General features: G+C 63.0%; 17 protein-coding genes. 9 read left to right on the top strand and 8 right to left on the bottom strand.

Annotated elements, in window-relative coordinates; translation table 11 throughout:
* Positions 1-154: 154 nt before the first annotated feature.
* The 3 genes from NP945_RS00485 (at position 155) to NP945_RS00495 (ending at position 1,811) form a co-directional block, all read left to right on the top strand.
* A complete protein-coding gene (locus NP945_RS00485; protein WP_256745290.1) occupies positions 155-799 on the top strand; it encodes a hypothetical protein in 645 nt (214 codons plus the stop codon).
* Positions 800-822: 23 nt separating this feature from the next.
* Positions 823-1,365: a hypoxanthine phosphoribosyltransferase gene (gene hpt / locus NP945_RS00490; RefSeq protein WP_256745291.1), complete on the top strand. Its 543-nt coding sequence runs from the start codon at positions 823-825 to the stop codon at positions 1,363-1,365.
* Positions 1,366-1,439: 74 nt separating this feature from the next.
* Positions 1,440-1,811 carry a response regulator gene (locus tag NP945_RS00495; protein WP_027038124.1) on the top strand — a complete coding sequence of 124 codons (372 nt, stop codon included), beginning with the start codon at positions 1,440-1,442 and terminating at the stop codon, positions 1,809-1,811.
* On the opposite strand, the gene NP945_RS00500 is transcribed toward NP945_RS00495, so the two are convergent.
* Positions 1,812-2,759 (bottom strand): DMT family transporter, encoded by a 948-nt coding sequence (locus NP945_RS00500; RefSeq protein WP_256745563.1) that lies wholly within the window; start codon positions 2,757-2,759, stop codon positions 1,812-1,814.
* 222 nt (positions 2,760-2,981) lie between these two features.
* Between NP945_RS00500 and NP945_RS00505 the strand changes: the two genes are divergently transcribed.
* Positions 2,982-3,863: a LysR family transcriptional regulator gene (locus NP945_RS00505; RefSeq protein ID WP_256745292.1), complete on the top strand. Its 882-nt coding sequence runs from the start codon at positions 2,982-2,984 to the stop codon at positions 3,861-3,863.
* On the opposite strand, the gene NP945_RS00510 is transcribed toward NP945_RS00505, so the two are convergent.
* The 6 genes from NP945_RS00510 to argH form a co-directional block, all read right to left on the bottom strand.
* Positions 3,842-4,213 carry a glyoxalase superfamily protein gene (locus NP945_RS00510; RefSeq protein WP_256745293.1) on the bottom strand — a complete coding sequence of 124 codons (372 nt, stop codon included), beginning with the start codon at positions 4,211-4,213 and terminating at the stop codon, positions 3,842-3,844. The genes NP945_RS00505 and NP945_RS00510 overlap by 22 nt on opposite strands.
* A gap of 112 nt (positions 4,214-4,325) precedes the next feature.
* Positions 4,326-6,914 carry a TIGR02302 family protein gene (locus NP945_RS00515; RefSeq protein ID WP_127301959.1) on the bottom strand — a complete coding sequence of 863 codons (2,589 nt, stop codon included), beginning with the start codon at positions 6,912-6,914 and terminating at the stop codon, positions 4,326-4,328.
* 235 nt (positions 6,915-7,149) lie between these two features.
* Positions 7,150-8,091: a threonine/serine dehydratase gene (locus NP945_RS00520; protein ID WP_127272538.1), complete on the bottom strand. Its 942-nt coding sequence runs from the start codon at positions 8,089-8,091 to the stop codon at positions 7,150-7,152.
* Positions 8,092-8,130: 39 nt separating this feature from the next.
* Positions 8,131-9,399: a diaminopimelate decarboxylase gene (gene lysA / locus NP945_RS00525; protein WP_127331562.1), complete on the bottom strand. Its 1,269-nt coding sequence runs from the start codon at positions 9,397-9,399 to the stop codon at positions 8,131-8,133.
* A 63-nt stretch (positions 9,400-9,462) separates the two neighbouring features.
* The gene (locus tag NP945_RS00530; RefSeq protein WP_256745294.1) at positions 9,463-9,669 is read right to left on the bottom strand and encodes a lipoprotein; all 207 of its coding nucleotides are present in this window, start codon (positions 9,667-9,669) and stop codon (positions 9,463-9,465) included.
* Between the two features lie 117 nt (positions 9,670-9,786).
* A complete protein-coding gene (argH, locus tag NP945_RS00535; RefSeq protein WP_127408624.1) occupies positions 9,787-11,187 on the bottom strand; it encodes an argininosuccinate lyase in 1,401 nt (466 codons plus the stop codon).
* Between the two features lie 35 nt (positions 11,188-11,222).
* Here argH and NP945_RS00540 point away from each other — a divergent pair, with 35 nt between their 5' ends.
* Complete coding sequence (locus NP945_RS00540; protein WP_256745295.1) at positions 11,223-11,912, top strand: TlpA disulfide reductase family protein; 690 nt, start codon at positions 11,223-11,225, stop codon at positions 11,910-11,912.
* A 1-nt stretch (position 11,913) separates the two neighbouring features.
* Here NP945_RS00540 and NP945_RS00545 read toward each other — a convergent pair whose 3' ends face one another.
* On the bottom strand, positions 11,914-14,346 hold the full coding sequence (locus tag NP945_RS00545; RefSeq protein WP_127318798.1) for an EAL domain-containing protein: 2,433 nt from the start codon (positions 14,344-14,346) through the stop codon (positions 11,914-11,916).
* 359 nt (positions 14,347-14,705) lie between these two features.
* Between NP945_RS00545 and ugpB the strand changes: the two genes are divergently transcribed.
* From ugpB to NP945_RS00565, 4 genes are all read left to right on the top strand, one after another.
* Positions 14,706-16,016: a sn-glycerol-3-phosphate ABC transporter substrate-binding protein UgpB gene (ugpB, locus tag NP945_RS00550; protein ID WP_023811116.1), complete on the top strand. Its 1,311-nt coding sequence runs from the start codon at positions 14,706-14,708 to the stop codon at positions 16,014-16,016.
* Positions 16,017-16,210: 194 nt separating this feature from the next.
* Complete coding sequence (ugpA, locus tag NP945_RS00555) at positions 16,211-17,095, top strand: sn-glycerol-3-phosphate ABC transporter permease UgpA (RefSeq protein WP_023811118.1); 885 nt, start codon at positions 16,211-16,213, stop codon at positions 17,093-17,095.
* Between the two features lie 9 nt (positions 17,096-17,104).
* A complete protein-coding gene (gene ugpE, locus NP945_RS00560) occupies positions 17,105-17,953 on the top strand; it encodes a sn-glycerol-3-phosphate ABC transporter permease UgpE (protein WP_127268504.1) in 849 nt (282 codons plus the stop codon).
* 7 nt (positions 17,954-17,960) lie between these two features.
* Positions 17,961-19,028, top strand: coding sequence for a sn-glycerol-3-phosphate import ATP-binding protein UgpC (locus NP945_RS00565; protein ID WP_256745296.1), 1,068 nt, complete (start codon positions 17,961-17,963; stop codon positions 19,026-19,028).
* The last annotated feature ends 63 nt before the right edge of the window (positions 19,029-19,091 follow it).

The following is a 19,091-nucleotide window of genomic DNA, read 5'->3' on the forward strand; positions in this document are numbered from 1 at the left end:
CTGTTCTGCGTAAAGACCATCGGCCGGCATGGTTAACCGGCGGTTAATCTCTGGGCTGTTTAGGCTCGTCACGAGGGCTCCGGTGGGGAAGCGTTAACCATTTGTGTTTACGCAAAAGAAACGAAAAGCGAACACGTGCTGCAATGCTGGGGCCATGATGGCTGACGATCGAACCGCGCGCCCGGTTTCCGGCGAAATCATGACCGATCCGGCGGCAATTGCCGCAGCGGACCGGTTCATGCGTGGTTCGGCCGCCGACATCGTCGATGCCGACTACGTGGTGATGCCGCGCCTTGCGCCTGCCGTGGAGAGCGTTTCGCCGCTGCCGCGCGCGATCGTCATGCCACCCGTCGCGGGCATGGACATGCTGCGCAAGCCCGAGGCCCCGCCGGAGCGGCTACCAGCCTCGCGCGGCGGGCCGATCTTCTGGGTCGCTGGTATCGGCGCTGCCTTGGCCGCGTTCTGGGTCTCCGGCGGGCACGCGCTGGTGCGCCAGGCGCCGTTCCTGTCCAGCGCGCAGGCGTCGGCGCTCAGCATTTCGGGCGTCACGTCACGCGTCGACGCTACCGGGCCGAACGCCGCACTGTTCGTCGATGGCGAGGCCGTCAATGATGGTGCGAAACCGACGCAGTTGCCGCCGCTCGAAATCCGGGTGACCGGCAATGACGGGCAGACTACCCGCTATACGTTGGGGACATCCGGCCGTTCGCTGGCGTCTGGCGAAAGATTCGGCTTTGCCAGCCGGCTCGACGTGCCTAGAAACGGTGTGAAGACCGTGTCGGTCACTTTCGCCGAATAGGCGATCACCGGGGAAGACCATCAATGCCCATCGTACGCGGCAAGGACATCGAGGTTCTGTTTTCAGCATCGGCGATCGCGCGGCGCAATCTCGAGCTCGCCAAGGAGATTGCCGGACACGACTATCACGATCTGCTGGTGATCTCGGTGCTGAAGGGCTCGTTTATCTTCGCCGCCGATCTTATCCGGGCCATGCACGATGTCGGCCTGTCGCCGGAGGTCGAATTCATCTTCATCTCCAGCTATGGCGCCGGCACCAGCAGCGGCGAGGTGAAGGTGCTGCGCGACATCGACAATGAGGTCGCCGGCCGCGACGTGCTGCTGATCGACGACATTCTCGAATCGGGCAAGACGCTGAGCTTTACCCGCGAGCTGATGTTGTCGCGGGGCGCCAAGAGCTGTTCGATCGCCGTGCTGCTCGACAAGCGCATGCGCCGCCAGACCGAGCTCAATGCCGATTATGTCGGCTTCGACTGCCCCGACTATTTCGTCGTCGGCTACGGCATGGACGTTGCGCACGCTTTTCGCGAGTTACCGTTTGTCGGTGTCGTCAAAGGGGATATCTGAGCGGCAACAAAAAGGTTTGCTGACGCTGCGCGCTTTCAGGAAAAGTCAACTTTTGGCGGCCAAATATGCCGGCCATGGCAAAGCTTCTGATCGTCGAGGACGATGAGTCCGTCCGCACCCTGGCCGCCCGCGCGCTTGAACGCGCCGGGCACACAATCGATATCGCGGCGGACGGCGCGCAGGGGCTTTCGCTGATCCAGGCGGCGCGTGGCGGCTATGATCTCGTCGTCTCCGATATCCGCATGCCGGAGATGGACGGCATCGAGATGGCGATCGCGGCTGCTGCATTGTTTCCGTCGATCAAGATCGTGCTGATGACCGGCTATGCCGACCAGCGCGAGCGCGCCGAGGAATTGAACGGCATCATCCTCGATGTCGTGCAGAAGCCCTTCACGCTGGCCGAAATCCGCTCGCGTGTCGAACGGGCGCTGATCTGCTTCGCCTGATCAGGCTGGATCGGCGGCGGTAAGCACGGGTGGAACATTCTTGCGCCGTTCGGTGTTGAGCGCCAGCAGGCCGGCGCCGATGATCAAGGCAGCACCGATCACCGTCGTCGACCGCGGCACCTCGGCGAAGAACAGGAAACCCCACAGCGGCGACCACAGGATGCCGGTGTATTCGAAGGTGGCAACGCGGTTGGCCGGCGCCATCCGGTAGGCCTGCGACAGCAGGATCATGCCGGCGGAGGCGACGAAACCGCAGGCGGCCATCTTTAGAAAATCCGGCAGCGTCGGCCAAAGCCATGGCCTTACCAGGAATTCCAGGCTCGGGTGGACGGCGTGCGTGATACCGGCAAGGTGAAACGCCCCGGCAACCACGGCGGCGCCGACGAGATAGGCGCCGTTCTGATAGAAGGCCATGACGGTGGACGATTCAGTATCGCCGATCTTGCGGGCCATCAGCTGCGAAAAACCATAGAGCGCCGCCGAGCCCAGCGACAGCAGCGCTGCCCAGTCGAACAGCCCTGCGCCGGGGCGCAGCATCACGAGGACGCCGAACAAGCCGATCAGCACGGTTGCCAGTGTCTGCCAGGAGACGCGCTCGCCAAGGTACGGTCCAGCCAGCACCATGATGAACAGCGGCGCCATGAAATAAAGCGCCACCGCATCGGCAAGCGGCAAGGCGGCGATGGCCAGGTAGTACATCGTATAGGAGGTGAACTGGATGAAGGCACGCACCGTCAGCATGCCGAATCGCTTCGACAGGATCGCGCGCAAGCCGACATCGGCATGGACCAGAACGATCAGGATCGGCAGAGCGACGATCGAGCGGATCGCCATCACCTCGGTCACTGGATAACCGCTGGACACGGCTTTGACGAGCGGATCCTGCAGCGAAAAGACCAGCACGCCGAGGCACAGGCTCAGGATGCCGCCCACCATCCGATTCTGCATCTGCATCCAGGCTCCTGCGCGTACGACCCGAAGCTGCCGCCTGCGGCGTAAAAAGAACCCGCCACCGTTTCGGGCAGCGGGCACGAGTGAGGACTCTTGATTGGTCCGCGGCTGATTTCGCAGCCGCATATCCAATGGGTGAAGCGACTATCGTCCGTCGTTTGACATGTTGCAAACGAATTGGAATGATGCCAGCAATCAAATTCCCTTATGGCGGATTTCATGCGGCCGACCCTCGACAGCGACCTCCTGCGAACCTTCGTGGCGATTGCCGAGACCGGCAATTTCACCAAGGCGGCGGAGCAGGCCGGCCGCACCCAATCCGCGGTGTCGATGCAGATGAAGAAGCTCGAAGAGCTGATCGGCGCTAGCCTGTTCGAGCGCGGTTCGCGCGGCGTCGCGTTGACGCGGCGCGGCGGCGAACTCATCGTCAACGCCCGCCGCATTGTCTCGCTGCTCGACGAGACGTCGGCATCGATGGCGGCAGCGCCGCTTGGCGGGCCGGTGCGCATCGGCATTCCGGAGGAATATGGCCACGCCATCCTGTCGCGCGCGCTCGGCGCCTTCTCGAAGCGTCATACACAGGTCGAGGTCACCGTGCGCTATGCCCATTCCGGGGCACAGATGGCGGCGCTCGCTGCCGGCGAACTCGATCTGTGCGTGGTGTTCGAATGGCAGGATCCCGCCGGCGGCGAAGTGCTGATGCACGACCCGACCGTGTGGGTGACGTCGCCCCTGCATCACATGCATGAGGAACAGCCGGTGCCGATCGCGCTCTACAACCGGGCCGGCTGGTGCAAGGACTTCGCCATCAAATCACTGGAGCAGCGCGATCTTGCCTATCGTGTCGCCTATACCAGCGACACCACCGGCGGCCTCAAGCTCGCCGTCACCTCCGGACTGGCGATCGCGCCGATTTCGCGCAGCAACATTCCGGACGGCTGTCGTGAACTGACCACCGCGGACGGATTCGGCGCCATCGATTCCTCCAACGTGGTGATGCACCGCAACCCCAATGCGTCAGGTGAGGCGATCGACGGCATGCAGGATGCGATCCGCGAAGCCTTCGTCAACAGGCTCAGTCAGCCAGCGGCATCCTCGTAGAAATGCAGCCTGTTGCCGAACGGATCGGCGACCGATACCTCTCGGGTCTTCCACGGCGTTTCTTCCAGGCCCGGCCTGGCAAAGCGGTAGTTTTTGCCGATCAGTTCGCCATGAAGAGCGGTGATGTCCTCGACCTCGATGCGCAGGGCGATGCCGGGTGCACCGTCGCCATGATGTTCGCTGAGATGCAGAACGCAGCCGTCGCGGCCGACCGCCATGTAAAGCGGCGCGTCGTCGGCGAAGCGATGTTCCCACTGCACCTCGAAGCCGAGGAAGCCGACATAGAATTCACGCGCCTTGGCAATGTCGAAGATGCGCAGGATGGGTGTAACGGCGCCAAGTCTGGGCATGGTGGTGCAACCGCGCGAGAGGGTCTTTAGGTGGGATGGACGCGGGCGGCAATCCCTATGTTTTTTCGCAATTCCGGACGGAAAACCGCTTCACACTTTTCCTGGAATTGCTCTATTTCAGCTCGAGCAGCCGTTCCAGATAGCTGCGTTCGATGTCGGGGCTGAGCGCATTGCCGAGCCGTTTGCGGATCGCTTCCAGTATCTGGCGGGCGCGCTGCACGTCGATCTCGTCGGGCACCTTCACCGAATCGCCGAAATCGGGACCCTGGCTGGCGCGTGGCCGGCCGAGCGGATCACGATCGGCGTTCTGCTGCCGGCCGCCTTCCTCGCCGCCGCCCTGGTCGCCCTGCATGGCTTGCATCTGCTTCATCATGTCCTTGGCGCCCTTGCGCAGCGCTTCCAGCGCCCGGCCCTGATGACCGACGGCCGCATCGCCTTCGCCCTCGCCGAGTGCCTGTTCGGCATTGCCCATGGACTTGCCGGCCTCGCCAAATCCTTCATTGGGCTCCATACCCATGCCTTCGAGGCCCTTCTTCAGCTGATCCAGGTCGCTTTGCAGCTGGCCCTGGCCCTGCTGCAGCTGTTTCAGCGCATCGGCGAATTCCTGGGGTGTCATCGGCTTTTGCCGGGCGAGCGGATCGCGGTCTTCGCCGACGCCGGGTCTGTCCTCATCCTGGCCGCCTTCGCCGAGCTGCTCGTCACGGTTCTGCCCGCGCTGGCGCTCGCCGCGCTGCATCTGATCCATGCGGAAGGTGTCGTTCATCATCTCCTGCTGACGCCGCAGGATCTCACCCAGCTTGTCCATCTGCTGGCGCATCTCGCTGTCCTGCTGGCCGCCTTGCTGCTGACGGCCGGCTTGCAGATTGTTCATCATGTCCTGCAGTTGCGACAGCAGTTGCTGGGCCTTGTCGCGATCTCCGGACTTCGCCAGGTTTTCGATCTGGTCCATCATGCGATCGATGTCGCTCTGGCGCAGTTCCTGGCCATTCTGCTGCATCTGCGGGGCGTTGGGATTCTGCTTGGCGCGCTCCGCGAATTCCTGCAGGAACTGGTTCATCGCCTCGCGCAGTTCCTTCATCGCCTTTTCGATTTCAGCGTCGCTGGCGCCATTCTTGATGGCGTCCTGCAGCGCCTGTTGCGCCTGGCGCAGCCGCTTTTCGGCGGCCGAAAGATTGCCTTCCTCGATGCCGAGCGCGATTTCCCAGAGATAGGAGACCTCGCTGCGCAATTGATCGTCGCTCTCGGCCATCTTCAGCCGGGTGCGGGCGCTCATGATGGCGAGATAGTGAGACATGTTGTCGAACGTGTCTTCCGGCCGCAGCGTGATGGCGTCCATCAGGTCGAGCACGCGCGGCTTGGCGTTGGCGTCGAGCGCCAGCAGGCGGCGCTGTTCGATCACGGCGCGTGCCAGCGGATTGGCGAAAGGCCGCTCCGGCATCAGCAGCGTCTTGGTTTCGCTCGATGCGGTGTGCCCGGCATCATCGGTGGCGACCAGCGTCAGCTTGATGCTGCTGCCGGCCCAGACATGCTCGGTCAGGTCCTTGGAGGTCTTGGCGGCGTTCGACTTGCCGCCGCGGCGCGGCAGCGTCAGCGGCATTTCAGGTGCACCGTACAGCGGGCGCGCATTGGGCGCCTGCGGATCGGCGAGCGCGAACACCGCTTTGGCGGTGGCGGCGCCATAGTCGTCGTCGATCTGGTAGTTTAGCTCGAAGGCGCCGTTTGCGGCGCGCTTGGGCTCGCCGACGAAGCGGATCTGCGGCGGCTTGTCCGATATGACCGCGAAGGCCCAGCGGCCGAGCTGGTCCTCGCCCGACGTCAGCGTCAGCGTGCCGTCGCCGGTCAGCTTGCTGGTGAACTGGAGCACCTTGGACGGCGGCGCCGGGCTTGCAGCCGGCTTGGCGGCGGCCTGCGGCGCAGCGGGATCGATGGCGCGGGCGTTGCCATTCTTGTCGGCATAGCCGAGCGTCTCCTCGCCTGAGCCACCCGTCACGCGCAGCGAAACGTCACTGCCTTCGGGAACCGTAAAGGTCGGGATCGCCTGGTTGGCGTCGGCGGTCAGGAAGATCGGCGGCTTGCCGGTATAGGCCGGTGGCGTCACCCATGCGTCGATGCGCGGCGGCACGATATCGCGCGCGCCATGGGCATTGAAGCCGTCGCTGATCCTGCCGCCCGTCGGTCCGAAGGAGAAGGCGAAGGCGGTAACGAGCAAAAGGGCCGCCACCGCGCGCAGCCCCCAGGGGTCGCGCTCCGGCACGCGCGTGCGCGGCAGGTCGGCGCCAAGGTTGTCGAGCTTTCCAGCCATACGCTTCTGGTGTTCGCGCCACAGCGCCTGCGAGAAGCTGCTTTCCCTGCCGCTGGGCCGGTCGGTCTGCACCAGCACCGGGCTGTGCAACAGTTGATTGGCGGCCTCTATGCGGCGGTCGATTTCGCCGGCGCCCGGCAGGCGGAAGAAGCGCAGCGGATAGAGCGCGGCCAGTGCCGCTATGGCAAAAGCAGCGACCAGGCCGATGCGCGCCATATCCGGCAGCCGGGAGAACAGCCCCAGCCAGGAGATGCTGAGGAACAGGCTGGCGACGATGACGAGCGGGAGCAGCAACGGCCAGCCGCGCTCGACCATCATCGAGACCCGCGTCGCCAACCGGCTCAAGGCCAGGCGTCCGGCCAGGCCGCGATCACTGCTGAAGGTGGGTCGTTGCGTCATCGGCCCTTCCTTGAGCCTATCCCGAAAACCGGGATGCGGCCTTATCCCTTTGAGCATGATCTGTTCCGAAAGGGATTTCACTTTTCGGGATCATGCTGTGGAGCGGGCAGGATAGCCCGACGCCTCACGACTCAAAGAATACCAGCAAACACGGCAAAGGCGAGGCAGTTCGGAAAAACGTGAAGTGGACCGTTATAGTTCCATCCTGCATACCCTTTAGAAGGCAGCAGGCCCTTTAGAAGGTAGCGGGGTCCGCATTCGCTCCGCAGACCAGCACGGCGACCCGTTCGCCCGCCGCCGGCGCATAGCGGCCCGACAGGACCGCGGCAAAGGCGGCGGCGCCACCCGGCTCGGAGATGATGCGGGCCCGGTTCCACAGCGCCTTCTGCGCGGCGATGATGTCGTCGTCACTGACCAGGATCGAGCGTTCGACAAAGGCTTCGGCAATCGGGAACATCATTTCGCCGACGCGCTTTGGCGCCAGCGAATCGGCGGCGATACCCTCGGCCGGCGCGTCGACGGGGTGTCCGGCCTCGAAGGCGCGATGAAGCGTCGGCGCTCCTTCCGGCTCGACGGCGATGATACGGATGCGGCCGGTAAACCAGGCAGCGATGCCGCCGATCAGGCCGCCGCCGCCGACAGCGACCAGCAGCGTGTCGATCTTAGGCAAATCGCTCTCGATTTCGAGCCCGAGCGTGCCCTGGCCGACGAGCGTTTCCTCCTGGTTGAAGGCATGGATCTGCAAGGCGCCGGTCTCCTCGGCGAACCGTTCGCTGGCCGCCAGCGCCTCGGCGTAGCGGGCGCCGCCGACGATCAGTTCGGCGCCGTAGGAGCGGATTCGCTCCAGTTTGGCTGGCGGGCTCACTTCGGGAACGAAGATGGTCGCCTTGTGGCCGAGCCGCATGGCGGCATAGGCGACGGCCGCGCCATGGTTGCCGCCCGATGCCGCTACGACACCGGCGTCGGGAACCGGCCGCTCCAGGAGATTGGTGAAGGCGCCGCGCGCCTTGAACGAGCCGGAATGCTGCAGGCATTCGAGCTTCAGGTCGACGGCCAGCGGCGGCTGATCGAAGTCGGCCATGTCGACGCGCAGCACCGGCGTGTGCCTGATATAGGAGCGGATGCGCGGTTCCATCGCGGCAATGCGCTCGCGTGTGACGGTGATGCCGTTCGTCATGATTGCTCCCTGGGACGGGTAGGTGTGTTTCCGGCGCTCCTATGCAAGCCAGTCGGGCATCGAATCCAGCCCAATCAGGTCGTCATAGGTCGGGCGTGGGCGCACGATGTGGAACCGGTCGCCGTCGACCAGCACCTCCGGCACCAGCAGGCGGGTGTTGTAGGTGCCGGCCTGCACCGCGCCATAGGCGCCGGCGGTTGAGACGGCAATCAGGTCGCCGGCCTTCAGCCTGGGCAGATCGCGGTCCAGGCCGATATAGTCGCCGGTCTCGCAGACCGGGCCGACCACGTCGACCATCATGCGCGGCGTGTCGGCCGGCGGCTGCACGACCGGACGGATGTCGTGGAAGGCGTCGTAGAGCGTCGGCCGGATGAGATCGTTCATGGCGGCATCAACGACGAGGAAGTTCTTGGCGTCGCCTTCCTTCACGAAAATCACTTCCGAGACGAGGATGCCGGCATTGCCCGATATCAGCCGGCCAGGCTCGAACATCACCTTCAGCCCGAGCTTGGTGACATGCTTCCTGACGATCTGGGCATAGGCGTCGGGCAGCGGCGGCGGGTTGTTGTCGATGCGGTAGGGAATGCCGAGCCCGCCGCCGACATCGATATGCTCGATGGCATGGCCGTCCGCCCGCAGCGCGCCGACCAGATCGACAAGCAGGGCGAAGGCATCGTCGAAGGGCTGCAGCTCGGTGATCTGGCTGCCGATATGGGTATCGATGCCGGTGATCCTGATGCCGGGAAGCTTTGCCGCGCGGGCATAAACCTGCCGCGCCCGCTGCCACGGGATGCCGAACTTGTTCTCGGCCTTGCCGGTGGAGATCTTCTTGTGGGTCTTGGCGTCGACGTCGGGATTGATGCGCAGCGAGATCGACGCCACCTTGCCAAGGGCGGTGGCTCGCGCCGACAACAGCTCGAGTTCAGGCTCGGACTCGACGTTGAAGCAGAGGATGCCGGCGGCAAGGGCAAAGTCCATTTCGCGCGCGGTCTTGCCGACGCCCGAAAACAGGATTTTGCCGGCCGGAATGCCGGCGGCCAGCGCCCGGCGCAATTCACCTTCCGAAACCACATCGGCGCCGGCGCCGAGCTTGGCCAGCGTCCGCAGCACGGCCTGGTTGGAATTGGCCTTCATGGCGTAGCAGACCAGCGCGTCGAGCCCGGCAAAGGACTGGGCAAACACCCGGTAGTGCCTGGTCAGGGTCGCCGTCGAATAGCAGTAGAATGGCGTGCCGATCTGTGCGGCGATGTCGGGTATCGCCACGTCCTCGGCATGGAGCACGCCGTCGCGGTAGTCGAAATGGTTCACGAGAGTGGTTCCGGAAGTTGGGGCGCGATGAGATCGGGTTGGAAGGCCCGGCTCTCGTCGGCTCTAGATCAGCGGGTCGAGGATGAATTTCTTGTCCTTGACCGGTTTTTCCGGCTCCGGCGGCACGGGCTGGTGGGCCTTTGAGGCATCCTTGCGCGCCTGCACGGCCGCCTCATAGGGCGTGTCGAGAGCGCCCCTCCTGCCGCAGGCCGAAACGGCCGCGATCGCAACCAGCAGCGTCAGCGTCACCAAAATCCTGCTTTCGGTCATCGATCCATCCGTCCGAAACGTTTGTCAGCCGCCGCTTTTAGCCGAGTTCTCGGCGCATTGCACCCCGGATATTGCTCGTCGCAATATCCGGGATATTACTGCTCGCAATATCCGGCATTACGCTTTCGCCAGTCGCTTTTTCCAGGCGCGGATCTGCTTCCTCACTTCCGACGGCGCGGTGCCGCCGAAACTGGTGCGGCTCTTGACCGAGTTCTGCACCGCCAGCACCGAAAATATGTCGGCCGTGATGCCGGAATTGATCGACTGCAAATCCTCCAGTGAAAGCTTCTCCAGCCCCACCTTCCTGTCTTCGGCCAGCGCCACCGCCCGGCCGGTGACATGATGCGCCTCGCGGAACGGCAGGCCGAGCGTGCGCACCAGCCAGTCGGCAAGGTCGGTTGCTGTCGCGTGGCCGGAGCCGGCGGCCTTCTTCATCGCGGCAGCGTTGACCGTCATGTCCGAGACCATGCCGGTCATCGCCGCCAGCATCAGGTCGAGCGTCTCGGCGGCGTCGAACACCGATTCCTTGTCTTCCTGCATGTCCTTGCCATAGGTCAAAGGCATGCCCTTCATCACCGTCAGCAGGCCGACCAGATGACCGGTGACGCGGCCGGTCTTGCCGCGCACCAGTTCGGCGGCATCGGGGTTCTTCTTCTGCGGCATGATGGAGGAGCCGGTGGAAAACGAGTCCGACAGCCTGACGAAGCCGAACTGCGGCGTCGACCAGATGATGATCTCTTCGGCCAGCCGTGACAGATGCGTGGCGCAGATCGCCGCCACGCCGAGGAACTCGAGCGCGAAATCGCGATCCGAGACGCTGTCGAGCGAATTGCGCATCGGCTCGCGGAAGCCGAGCGCCTTGGCGGTCCGGTGGCGGTCGATCGGGAAGCTGGTGCCGGCGAGGGCCGCGGCACCGAGCGGGCTTTCATCCATCCGCTCGATCGCATCGCGCACGCGCGACAGGTCGCGCGAAAACATCTCGACATAGGCCATGCAGTGATGGCCGAAGGTCACCGGCTGGGCCGCCTGCATATGGGTAAAGCCCGGCATCACGGTCGCGGCATGCTCCTCGGCCCGCTCCAGCAGCGCCTCGATCAGCCCTTTCAACGCCTCGGCGACGCGAAAGCATTCATCCTTGACCCACAGCCGCAAATCGACCGCGACTTGATCATTGCGCGAGCGGGCGGTGTGCAGCCGGCCGGCCGCCGGGCCGATCAGATCGGCGAGGCGCGCCTCGATGTTCATGTGGATGTCTTCGAGCCGTGTCGAAAACTCGAAGCTGCCGGCCTCGATCTCTTTCAGGATCGTGTTCAGCCCGTCAGCGATTTTTTCTTGGTCGGCCGCCGAAATAATGCCCGTTTGCGCCAGCATCTCGCTATGGGCGATCGAGCCTTTGATGTCCTGCGCATAGAGTTTGCGGTCGAAGGAGATAGACGCGTTGATCGCTTCCATGATCGCGGCCGGACCCGAGGCAAAACGTCCGCCCCACATCTGGTTGCTGGTTTTCTTGTCGCTCATGGCTATAACCCGTGCTTCGGAGCAGTTTTGAGAAAATGGCAGACGGTAGTAGATTCTTCCCGGCCCCGCGCCTGATCCTCGCCGCCTTGGTGGCGGGCGCGCTGGCGGGCGCGGTCGCGGTATATGTCAGCGAGAGCCGGTCTGGCAACAATGCACCGGCACAAGCTGCCGTGGGTGACAGCAGGGACGACGTGACCTGCGCGGCCAAGAGCGACCGCGCCAAGAAAGTCGCGGCGTCGGCCACCGGTGAGGTTGCGGCACTTTTGCCGGCCGATCCGCCTCAATCCCTGAAGAGCCTTGCCTTCAATGGTCCGGACGGCAAGCCGATGACGCTTGCCGATCATGCCGGCAAGACGGTGCTGCTCAATCTGTGGGCGACATGGTGCGCGCCGTGCCGTGCCGAAATGCCGGCGCTCGATGCGCTGCAGAAGGAAAAGGGCAGCGACTCCTTTGAAGTGGTCGCCGTCAACGTCGATGCCGGCGACGATGTGAAGCCGAAGAAGTTCCTCAGCGATACCGGCGTCGCGACGCTCGGTTATTACCGGGATTCGACGATGGCGCTGTTCAACGACCTCAAGAAGCGTGGCCTGGCGCTAGGCCTTCCCGTCACGATGCTGATCGACGGCGAAGGCTGCCTTATCGCCCATATGAATGGCCCGGCCGAATGGTCGGGGACGGACGCCAGGCGGCTGGTCGAGACGGCACTCAAGCCCGAGAGCCTGTAGTCTAGCGTGTGGCTAGCGCGGGTGCGGGCGCGAAGGCCAGAACGCTTCTGTCGCGCAGGCTGGCGGGTTTGCTGCCGACAGCGGGTGCGACGACGCCGGTCAGATCGCCGAATTCCTCGATGAGAGCCGGCTTGCCGATATAGTAGCCCTGGCCGATCTCGCAGGCTTCGGCGTCCAGGAACTTCAGTTCGCCGAGCGTCTCGACACCCTCCGCCAGAACCGGCAGGCCGAGCCCGCGTCCAAGTCCCAGGACGGCGCGCACGATCGCCGCGACCTGGCCGTTCTTGTCGACGGACTTGATGAATGAGCCATCGATCTTGATCTTGTCGAAGGGAAAGGCGCGAAGGTTGGAGAGCGAGGAATAGCCGGTTCCAAAATCGTCCATGGCGACGCGCACGCCCAGCGCCTTGACCTGCCGCAAGGTGGCCAATGCCCGCGGCATGTCCTTGACAAGCGCCGTCTCGGTGATCTCAAGCTCGAGCCTGCCGGGCGCCAGGCCGGAATTCAGCAAGGTTTCGTGGACCTTGCGGCTGAAATTCGTGTTGTGGAGCTGCACCGCCGAAACGTTGACGGCCACCGTCAGCGGATTTTCCCAGCGGGCGGCTTCCTCGCAGGCGGCCGTCAGCACCCATTCGCCAATCTGGCCAATGGCGCCGCTGTCTTCGGCGACCGGGATGAATATGCTCGGCGAGACGTCGCCGCGCGTCGGATGCCGCCAGCGGACCAGCGCTTCGAAACCGACCATCTTCCCGCTGCTGATCTCCTTCTGCGGCTGGTAGACGAGGTAGAACTCCTGGCGCGCGACTGCCTGGCGCAGTTCGTGCTCCATCACGCGCTTGTCGCGGGCCTCGGCCCCCATCGAAGCTTCGAAATAGCGGTAGGTGTCCTTGCCTTCGGTCTTGGCCCGGTAGAGCGCCGTATCGGCGTGGCTTATCAGGCTGGCCTGGTTTTCGGCATCCGATGGATACAGCGCAATGCCGATGCTGGCCGATACAAGGCCGCCGCCGACCGAGAGCCGGTTTTCCTCGCGCATGGCAGTCAGCACCGCGTCGGCGATACGGCCTGCCTCCAACGGGTCGGTCAGGTTCGGCGCGACGATGGCAAATTCGTCGCCGCCCAGCCGCGCCACCATCTGTCCTTGACGAAGAATGCCGGTAACGCAATGCGCAACCTTCTGCAGCATGGCGTCGCCCGCGCCGTGCCCATACAGATCGTTGACCTCCTTGAACCGGTCGAGATCGAGCAGCAGAAGCGCAAGCTGACCGCCTTTCCTGGTCCGGCCCATCGCAGCAATTTCCGTCTCCAGCCGGCCGGAAAAGCTGCGGCGATTGGCCAGTCCGGTCAATGGATCGAAATGGGCAAGGCGCAGGATCTCCTGTTCCGCCTTCTTGCGCTCGCGAATGTCTCGGACCGCAACCACGTTGTGAGGCTTGCCACAATAGTCGATGCTCCTGGCGATCAGCTCGACAGGAATGCTCGTGCCATCGCGGCCGCTCAATTCGGCCTCCTGCGGCTGTTCGCCGAAGCCCGACATGTCGGATCCGAAGAGATCGCCAAGCTGCATTCCGTTCAGCGTCGCTGTTGCGATGCCCGTCAATGTCGCCATGCTGTCATTGGCACTGATGATGCGGTGGCCGTCGCAGACGATCAGCCCCTCCACGGCGGCATTGGCCAGACCGTGCATGCGGTCGACCTCGAGCTTCTGGCGACGGAAGCGCAAATCGATCCACAGCGCCGATGCCGACAGAACCAGGATCACCAGTGTGGCGGCGGCGGCGGCGAAAGCCTGCGAGGTCGGCTCGATCGTGTATTCGGATATGACGATCGAGGGATCGGGGAAGATCGAGACGGCACCCATACCGATGAAATGCAAGGTGCAGATCGCCAGCGTCAGCAGCACCGCGCCGCCGGATGTCGCCTTCAAGGAGGGACGGCGCTGCACGACACGCAGCGCCAGCGCCGCGAGCGTCACGCCGGCCAGAAGGGAAACGGCGACAAGCAACAGGTTCCACTCGATGCGGCCCTGAACCTCGAATGCCGCCATACCGATGTAGTGCATGGCCGCGATGCCGCCGCCCAGCACGGCGCCGCCGACGAGATGATAATCGAACTCATTCCGCAAGGTGGCGATCCACATGCCGGCTGCCGTCAGAGTGACCGAAGCAGCGAGCGAAAGCACGGAAAGTGCGGGATCGTAAGCACTGGGTATGCCAGGTGTGAATGCGAGCATGGCGATGAAGTGCGTTGCCCAGATGCCGAAGCCGGTCGAAGTGGCCGCGATCATCAGCCAGGCAAGCCGGTTCCGATCGGTGGAGCGGCTTATGTGATGAAGCAGGTTGACTGCAGAGAAACAGGAAATTCCGCAGATCAGCGCGGCGAGTGCGACCAGTCTCAGATCGTGTTCGTTGACGATACAATTGTAGACCGTCAGCATTTTATTTCACCTGATCTTTGGAAATAAACAGGGCAGCAGGATTGAGTAGCGCGTTGCCGTTGAGGGATCGATAAAGTCGCCTGCAACCTTGGCGTGTCTCTTCGGGTTGCAGCGGCTGCAATCAGGGCTGGCACGCCGAAAGCCAGCTTGGCAGTCCCGACGGTCGTTCCTGGCGCTCGTCGTCGCGCTAAGCCGGCTAACCGTGTGGCTTTCCATGCGTCCAAGCGGAGGCGAGGTGGCGTGAGGTAAAGGGGTGAAGTTCGTCGATCTGCAACAAAACCGTTGTCTGATTGTCATGAGCGACACATATTGCCTCTGCGGGAGTGCCCCTTTCGCCAATGACAAACGGGAGATGAAACATGAAGTCCTTCGGCTTCGCGGCCGGTGTTGCCGCCACCTTTATGCTGCTTTCCTCAACCTCCGCTTTTGCTGTCACGCAGATCAGTTGGTGGCACGCCATGACTGGCGCCAATGCCGAAGTTGTCGACAAGATCTCCAAAGATTTCAACGCCAGCCAGAGCGACTATGAACTCGTTCCGGTGTTCAAAGGCACGTATCCCGAGACGCTGAATGCCGGCATCGCCGCCTACCGCGCCGGCCAGGCGCCCGACATCATGCAGGTGTTCGACGTCGGCACCGGCGTGATGATGGCAGCCGAAGGCGCAATCAAGCCGGCAGCCGATGTGTTGACCAGCGCTGGAATGACCTTCGACAAGAGCCAGTATCTGCCAGGCATAGTCGGCTATTATTCGAAGCCGGACGGCACCATGCTCTCTTTCCCCTATAACTCCTCCTCGCCGATCCTTTATTACAACAAGGATATCTTCAAGAAGGCTGGTCTCGACGTCGACAGCCCACCCAAGACCTGGAATGAGGTGTGGGAAGACGCCAAGAAGATCAAGGCGAGCGGCGCGGCCGCCTGCGGCTACACCTCGACCTGGCTGACCTGGATCCATCTGGAGAATTTCGCGGCCTGGAATGACGTGTCATGGGCCACCCAGCAGAACGGTCTGGCCGGCGGCGATGTCGAGCTCAAGATCAATGCGCCGATTTTCGTCAACCACTTCCAGGCGCTGGCGGACCTCGCCAAGGACGGCACCTTCAAATATGGCGGCCGCACCTCCGAAGCCAAGCAGATCTTCCTCGCCGGCGAATGCGGGATCATGACCGAATCCTCCGGCGGCCTTGGCGATATCGTCAAGTCCGGCATGAATTACGGCATCGGCCAATTGCCCTATGACAGCGACGCCAAGGGCGCACCGCAGAACACGACGCCGGGTGGCGCCAGCCTGTGGGTTTTCGCTGATAAATCCGACGAGGAATACAAGGGCGTCGCGGCCTTCTTCGCCTACCTGTCGAAGACCGAGGTGCAAGAATACCTGCACCAGAAGTCGGGTTATCTGCCGGTAACGCTTGCCGCCTATGAAGCGACCAAGAAGTCCGGTTTCTATGACAAGAACGTCGGTCGCGAGACCCCGATCCTGCAGATGACGGGTAAGGCGCCGACCGACAATTCCAAGGGCGTACGTCTTCCGAACCTGCCGCAGGTGCGCGATATCCAGAACGAGGAGTTCGAAAAGATGCTCGCCGGCCAGCAAACCGCGCAGCAGGCGCTCGACAATGCGGTTACGCGTGGCAATGCGGCGATCAAGGAAGCGCTGGGGAATTAGAGCGAGCGCAGGTCCTTGCTCTACGGCGCATCCACCTGTCCTGCCAGGCATCTCCCCTCGGCGAGGGGAGTTTTGCCGTCCCTTGCGATTTCGCCAACGGTCGATGATGCCCAATCCGAAACGCTCGTCAAAGGCATCTTGGCGAAGAGGGATGCCACATCGTGCCGCCCGCCTCATCACCTCGGAGTGGCTCCATGACCCCTCGCGTCGTGTTTCCCAACAAGATCCTTCCCTACCTGCTGGTGGCGCCGCAACTGGCCATCACGCTCGTGTTTTTCTACTGGCCGGCCGGTCAGGCGTTCTACCAATCCATGCTCAGGCAGGATCCGTTCGGACTGAGGACCAAGTTCGTCTGGTTCGCCAATTTCAGGAAAGTGCTTGCCGATCCGGCCTACCTGAACTCGATCAAGGTCACGGTGGTGTTTTCCCTTGCGACCGCCATCGTCGCCATGTGCGTGGCGCTCCTGCTTGCGGTCATGGCAGAGAAGGTGGTGCGCGGCAAAGGTCTCTACCGCACGCTCTTGATCTGGCCCTACGCGGTGGCGCCGGCGATCGCCGGTATGCTGTGGCTGTTCCTCTTCAACCCGTCGATCGGGTCGCTGGCCTACATGCTGAGGAGTTTCGGCATCGCCTGGGATCCACTGCTCAACGGCACTCACGCCATGATCCTGCTGGTGTCCGCCGCTGCCTGGAAGCAGATCAGCTACAATTTCCTGTTCTTCGTCGCCGGCCTGCAGGCGGTGCCGAAAGCCTTGATCGAGGCGGCGGCCATGGATGGCGCCGGCGAGACCAAGCGATTCTGGACCATCGTCTTCCCGCTGCTTGCGCCGACGACCTTCTTTCTGCTGGTCGTCAACACCGTCTATGCCCTGTTCGACACGTTCGGCATCGTCCATGCCGTCACCGGGGGCGGTCCGGGCAAGACGACTGAAACGCTGGTCTACAAGGTCTACAATGACGGCTTCGTCAATCTGATCCTCGGTGACTCGGCGGCGCAGTCGGTCATCCTGATGGTCATCGTCATCTCGCTCACGGCCATCCAGTTCCGCTATGTGGAACGCAAAGTCCATTACGGCTGAGGGCGAGCGATGATCGGCCAGTCACCGCTCCGCACCGTCATCGCCCACGCCGTGCTGATCCTCGGCATATTGATCGTTGCTTTCCCGATCTACTACACGTTCGTTGCCTCGACGCAGACGCTGCAAACGATCCTCAGGCCGCCATTGCCGCTCCTGCCCGGCGATCAGTTCTGGAACAATTACACCGAAGCGCTGTTCGGCGGTGTCGGCCGTATCGGCGGCGTCAGCGTCGGCAGGCTGCTGCTCAACACGACGATCATGGCGCTCGGCATCGCGGTGGGAAAGATCTTCATCTCGATCCTGTCGGCCTACGCGATCGTATTTTTCCGCTTTCCGCTGCGCATGACCTTCTTCTGGCTGATCTTCATCACCTTGATGCTTCCCGTCGAGGTGCGCATCCTGCCGACCTACAAGGTGATGGTCGATCTCGGCATGATCGACACCTATGCCGGCCTGATCATCCCGCTGATCGCCTCCGCCACCGCCACATTGCTGTTTCGACAGTTTTTCATGACCATTCCAGGTGAGCTGGTGGAGGCGGCGCGTGTTGACGGTGCGGGGCCGTGGCGCTTCTTCTTCGATATCCTGTTGCCGCTGTCGCGGACGAATATCGCGGCGCTGTTCGTCATCCTCTTCATTTATGGCTGGACGCAGTATCTGTGGCCGTTGCTCGTCACCAACAGCAGCAACATGAACACGATCGTCATCGCGTTGAGAAAGATGGTCTCCTTCGCCGATGCCGATACGCAATGGCACCTGGTCATGGTCACAGCGATGCTGGCCATAGTGCCGCCGATCCTGGTCGTGGTGCTGATGCAACGCTGGTTCGTTCGCGGCCTGGTCGATTCCGAAAAGTGAGAAGCTGATGGCGACCGTCGATCTGAAGGATGTGAAGAAGGTCTACCCCAGCGGTTTCGAGGCCGTGAAGGGCGTTTCAATCGCAGTTCCCGACAGGCAGCTTTGCGTGCTGGTAGGCCCATCGGGTTGCGGCAAGTCCACGCTGCTCAGGATGATCGCCGGGCTCGAAACCATCTCCTCGGGAACAGTTGCGATCGACGGCAAGATCGTAAACTCAATCGGCCCGACCGAGCGGGACATCGCCATGGTGTTCCAGAACTATGCGCTCTATCCGCATATGAAAGTCTACGACAACATGGCCTATGGGCTGCGCAACCGCGGCACGCCGAAAGATGAGATCGACAGCCGGGTCCGCGCGACGGCGAAAATATTGGAACTTTCGGCGCTGCTCGACCGCCGCCCGCGCGAGCTTTCCGGCGGCCAGCGCCAGCGTGTCGCCATGGGCCGTGCCATTGTGCGCAACCCGAGGCTTTTCCTGTTCGACGAGCCGCTTTCCAATCTCGACGCCAAATTGCGTGGCCAGATGCGCGTGGAGATCAAGAATTTGCAGCGCTCGCTTGGCGTCACGTCGGTCTATGTCACGCATGACCAGCTCGAGGCGATGACGCTGGCCGACATCCTCGTCGTCATGAATGCCGGACTGGTCGAGCAAATGGGGGCGCCGCTCGATGTCTACGAAAGGCCGGCCTCGACCTTCGTTGCTTCCTTCATTGGCGCGCCGCCGATGAATCTCCTGGCACTGACCGAAGGCGCCTCAGGCGCGGCGCTCGCAGATGGCACGGCGATCGCTTTCGCACCTCGGGAGGCAAGAGCTGCGACCCTCGGTTTTCGGCCCGAGGATGCCGACGTCACCTTCAATGCGGAGGCGCCGTCCGGCGCGCTCGTCCTGCCGGCGCTGGTCGAGGCAGTCGAACCGGTAGGCGCTGAAAGTTTCCTTCACTGTGCGGCAGGCGGCAACCGCATCGTCGTGCGTGTCGCGGGTCGCGCCACCGCCACGGTTGGCAACCAATTGCGCGTGGTTGCCAAGGCAGAAAAGCTGCACTGGTTCGATCAGGCAGGAAAGCGCGTCGGCTAATCCAAAGGATATGCCCAGAGCATTCCACCGTTTCACGGAAACGGCGAACTGCTCTAACTCTTT

Source organism: Mesorhizobium sp. LMG17149 (assembly GCF_024518695.1).
GTDB lineage: Bacteria > Pseudomonadota > Alphaproteobacteria > Rhizobiales > Rhizobiaceae > Mesorhizobium.

Excerpts from the sequence above, each read along its gene's own strand:
- NP945_RS00485 (WP_256745290.1), top strand. The coding sequence starts at position 155 with ATGATGGCTGACGATCGAACCGCGCGCCCGGTTTCCGGCGAAATCATG.
- hpt (WP_256745291.1), top strand. The coding sequence starts at position 823 with ATGCCCATCGTACGCGGCAAGGACATCGAGGTTCTGTTTTCAGCATCG.
- NP945_RS00495 (WP_027038124.1), top strand. The coding sequence starts at position 1,440 with ATGGCAAAGCTTCTGATCGTCGAGGACGATGAGTCCGTCCGCACCCTG.
- NP945_RS00500 (WP_256745563.1), bottom strand. The coding sequence starts at position 2,759 with ATGCAGAATCGGATGGTGGGCGGCATCCTGAGCCTGTGCCTCGGCGTG.
- NP945_RS00505 (WP_256745292.1), top strand. The coding sequence starts at position 2,982 with ATGCGGCCGACCCTCGACAGCGACCTCCTGCGAACCTTCGTGGCGATT.
- NP945_RS00510 (WP_256745293.1), bottom strand. The coding sequence starts at position 4,213 with ATGCCCAGACTTGGCGCCGTTACACCCATCCTGCGCATCTTCGACATT.
- NP945_RS00515 (WP_127301959.1), bottom strand. The coding sequence starts at position 6,914 with ATGACGCAACGACCCACCTTCAGCAGTGATCGCGGCCTGGCCGGACGC.
- NP945_RS00520 (WP_127272538.1), bottom strand. The coding sequence starts at position 8,091 with ATGACGAACGGCATCACCGTCACACGCGAGCGCATTGCCGCGATGGAA.
- NP945_RS00530 (WP_256745294.1), bottom strand. The coding sequence starts at position 9,669 with ATGACCGAAAGCAGGATTTTGGTGACGCTGACGCTGCTGGTTGCGATC.
- argH (WP_127408624.1), bottom strand. The coding sequence starts at position 11,187 with ATGAGCGACAAGAAAACCAGCAACCAGATGTGGGGCGGACGTTTTGCC.
- NP945_RS00540 (WP_256745295.1), top strand. The coding sequence starts at position 11,223 with ATGGCAGACGGTAGTAGATTCTTCCCGGCCCCGCGCCTGATCCTCGCC.
- NP945_RS00545 (WP_127318798.1), bottom strand. The coding sequence starts at position 14,346 with ATGCTGACGGTCTACAATTGTATCGTCAACGAACACGATCTGAGACTG.
- ugpB (WP_023811116.1), top strand. The coding sequence starts at position 14,706 with ATGAAGTCCTTCGGCTTCGCGGCCGGTGTTGCCGCCACCTTTATGCTG.
- ugpA (WP_023811118.1), top strand. The coding sequence starts at position 16,211 with ATGACCCCTCGCGTCGTGTTTCCCAACAAGATCCTTCCCTACCTGCTG.
- ugpE (WP_127268504.1), top strand. The coding sequence starts at position 17,105 with ATGATCGGCCAGTCACCGCTCCGCACCGTCATCGCCCACGCCGTGCTG.
- NP945_RS00565 (WP_256745296.1), top strand. The coding sequence starts at position 17,961 with ATGGCGACCGTCGATCTGAAGGATGTGAAGAAGGTCTACCCCAGCGGT.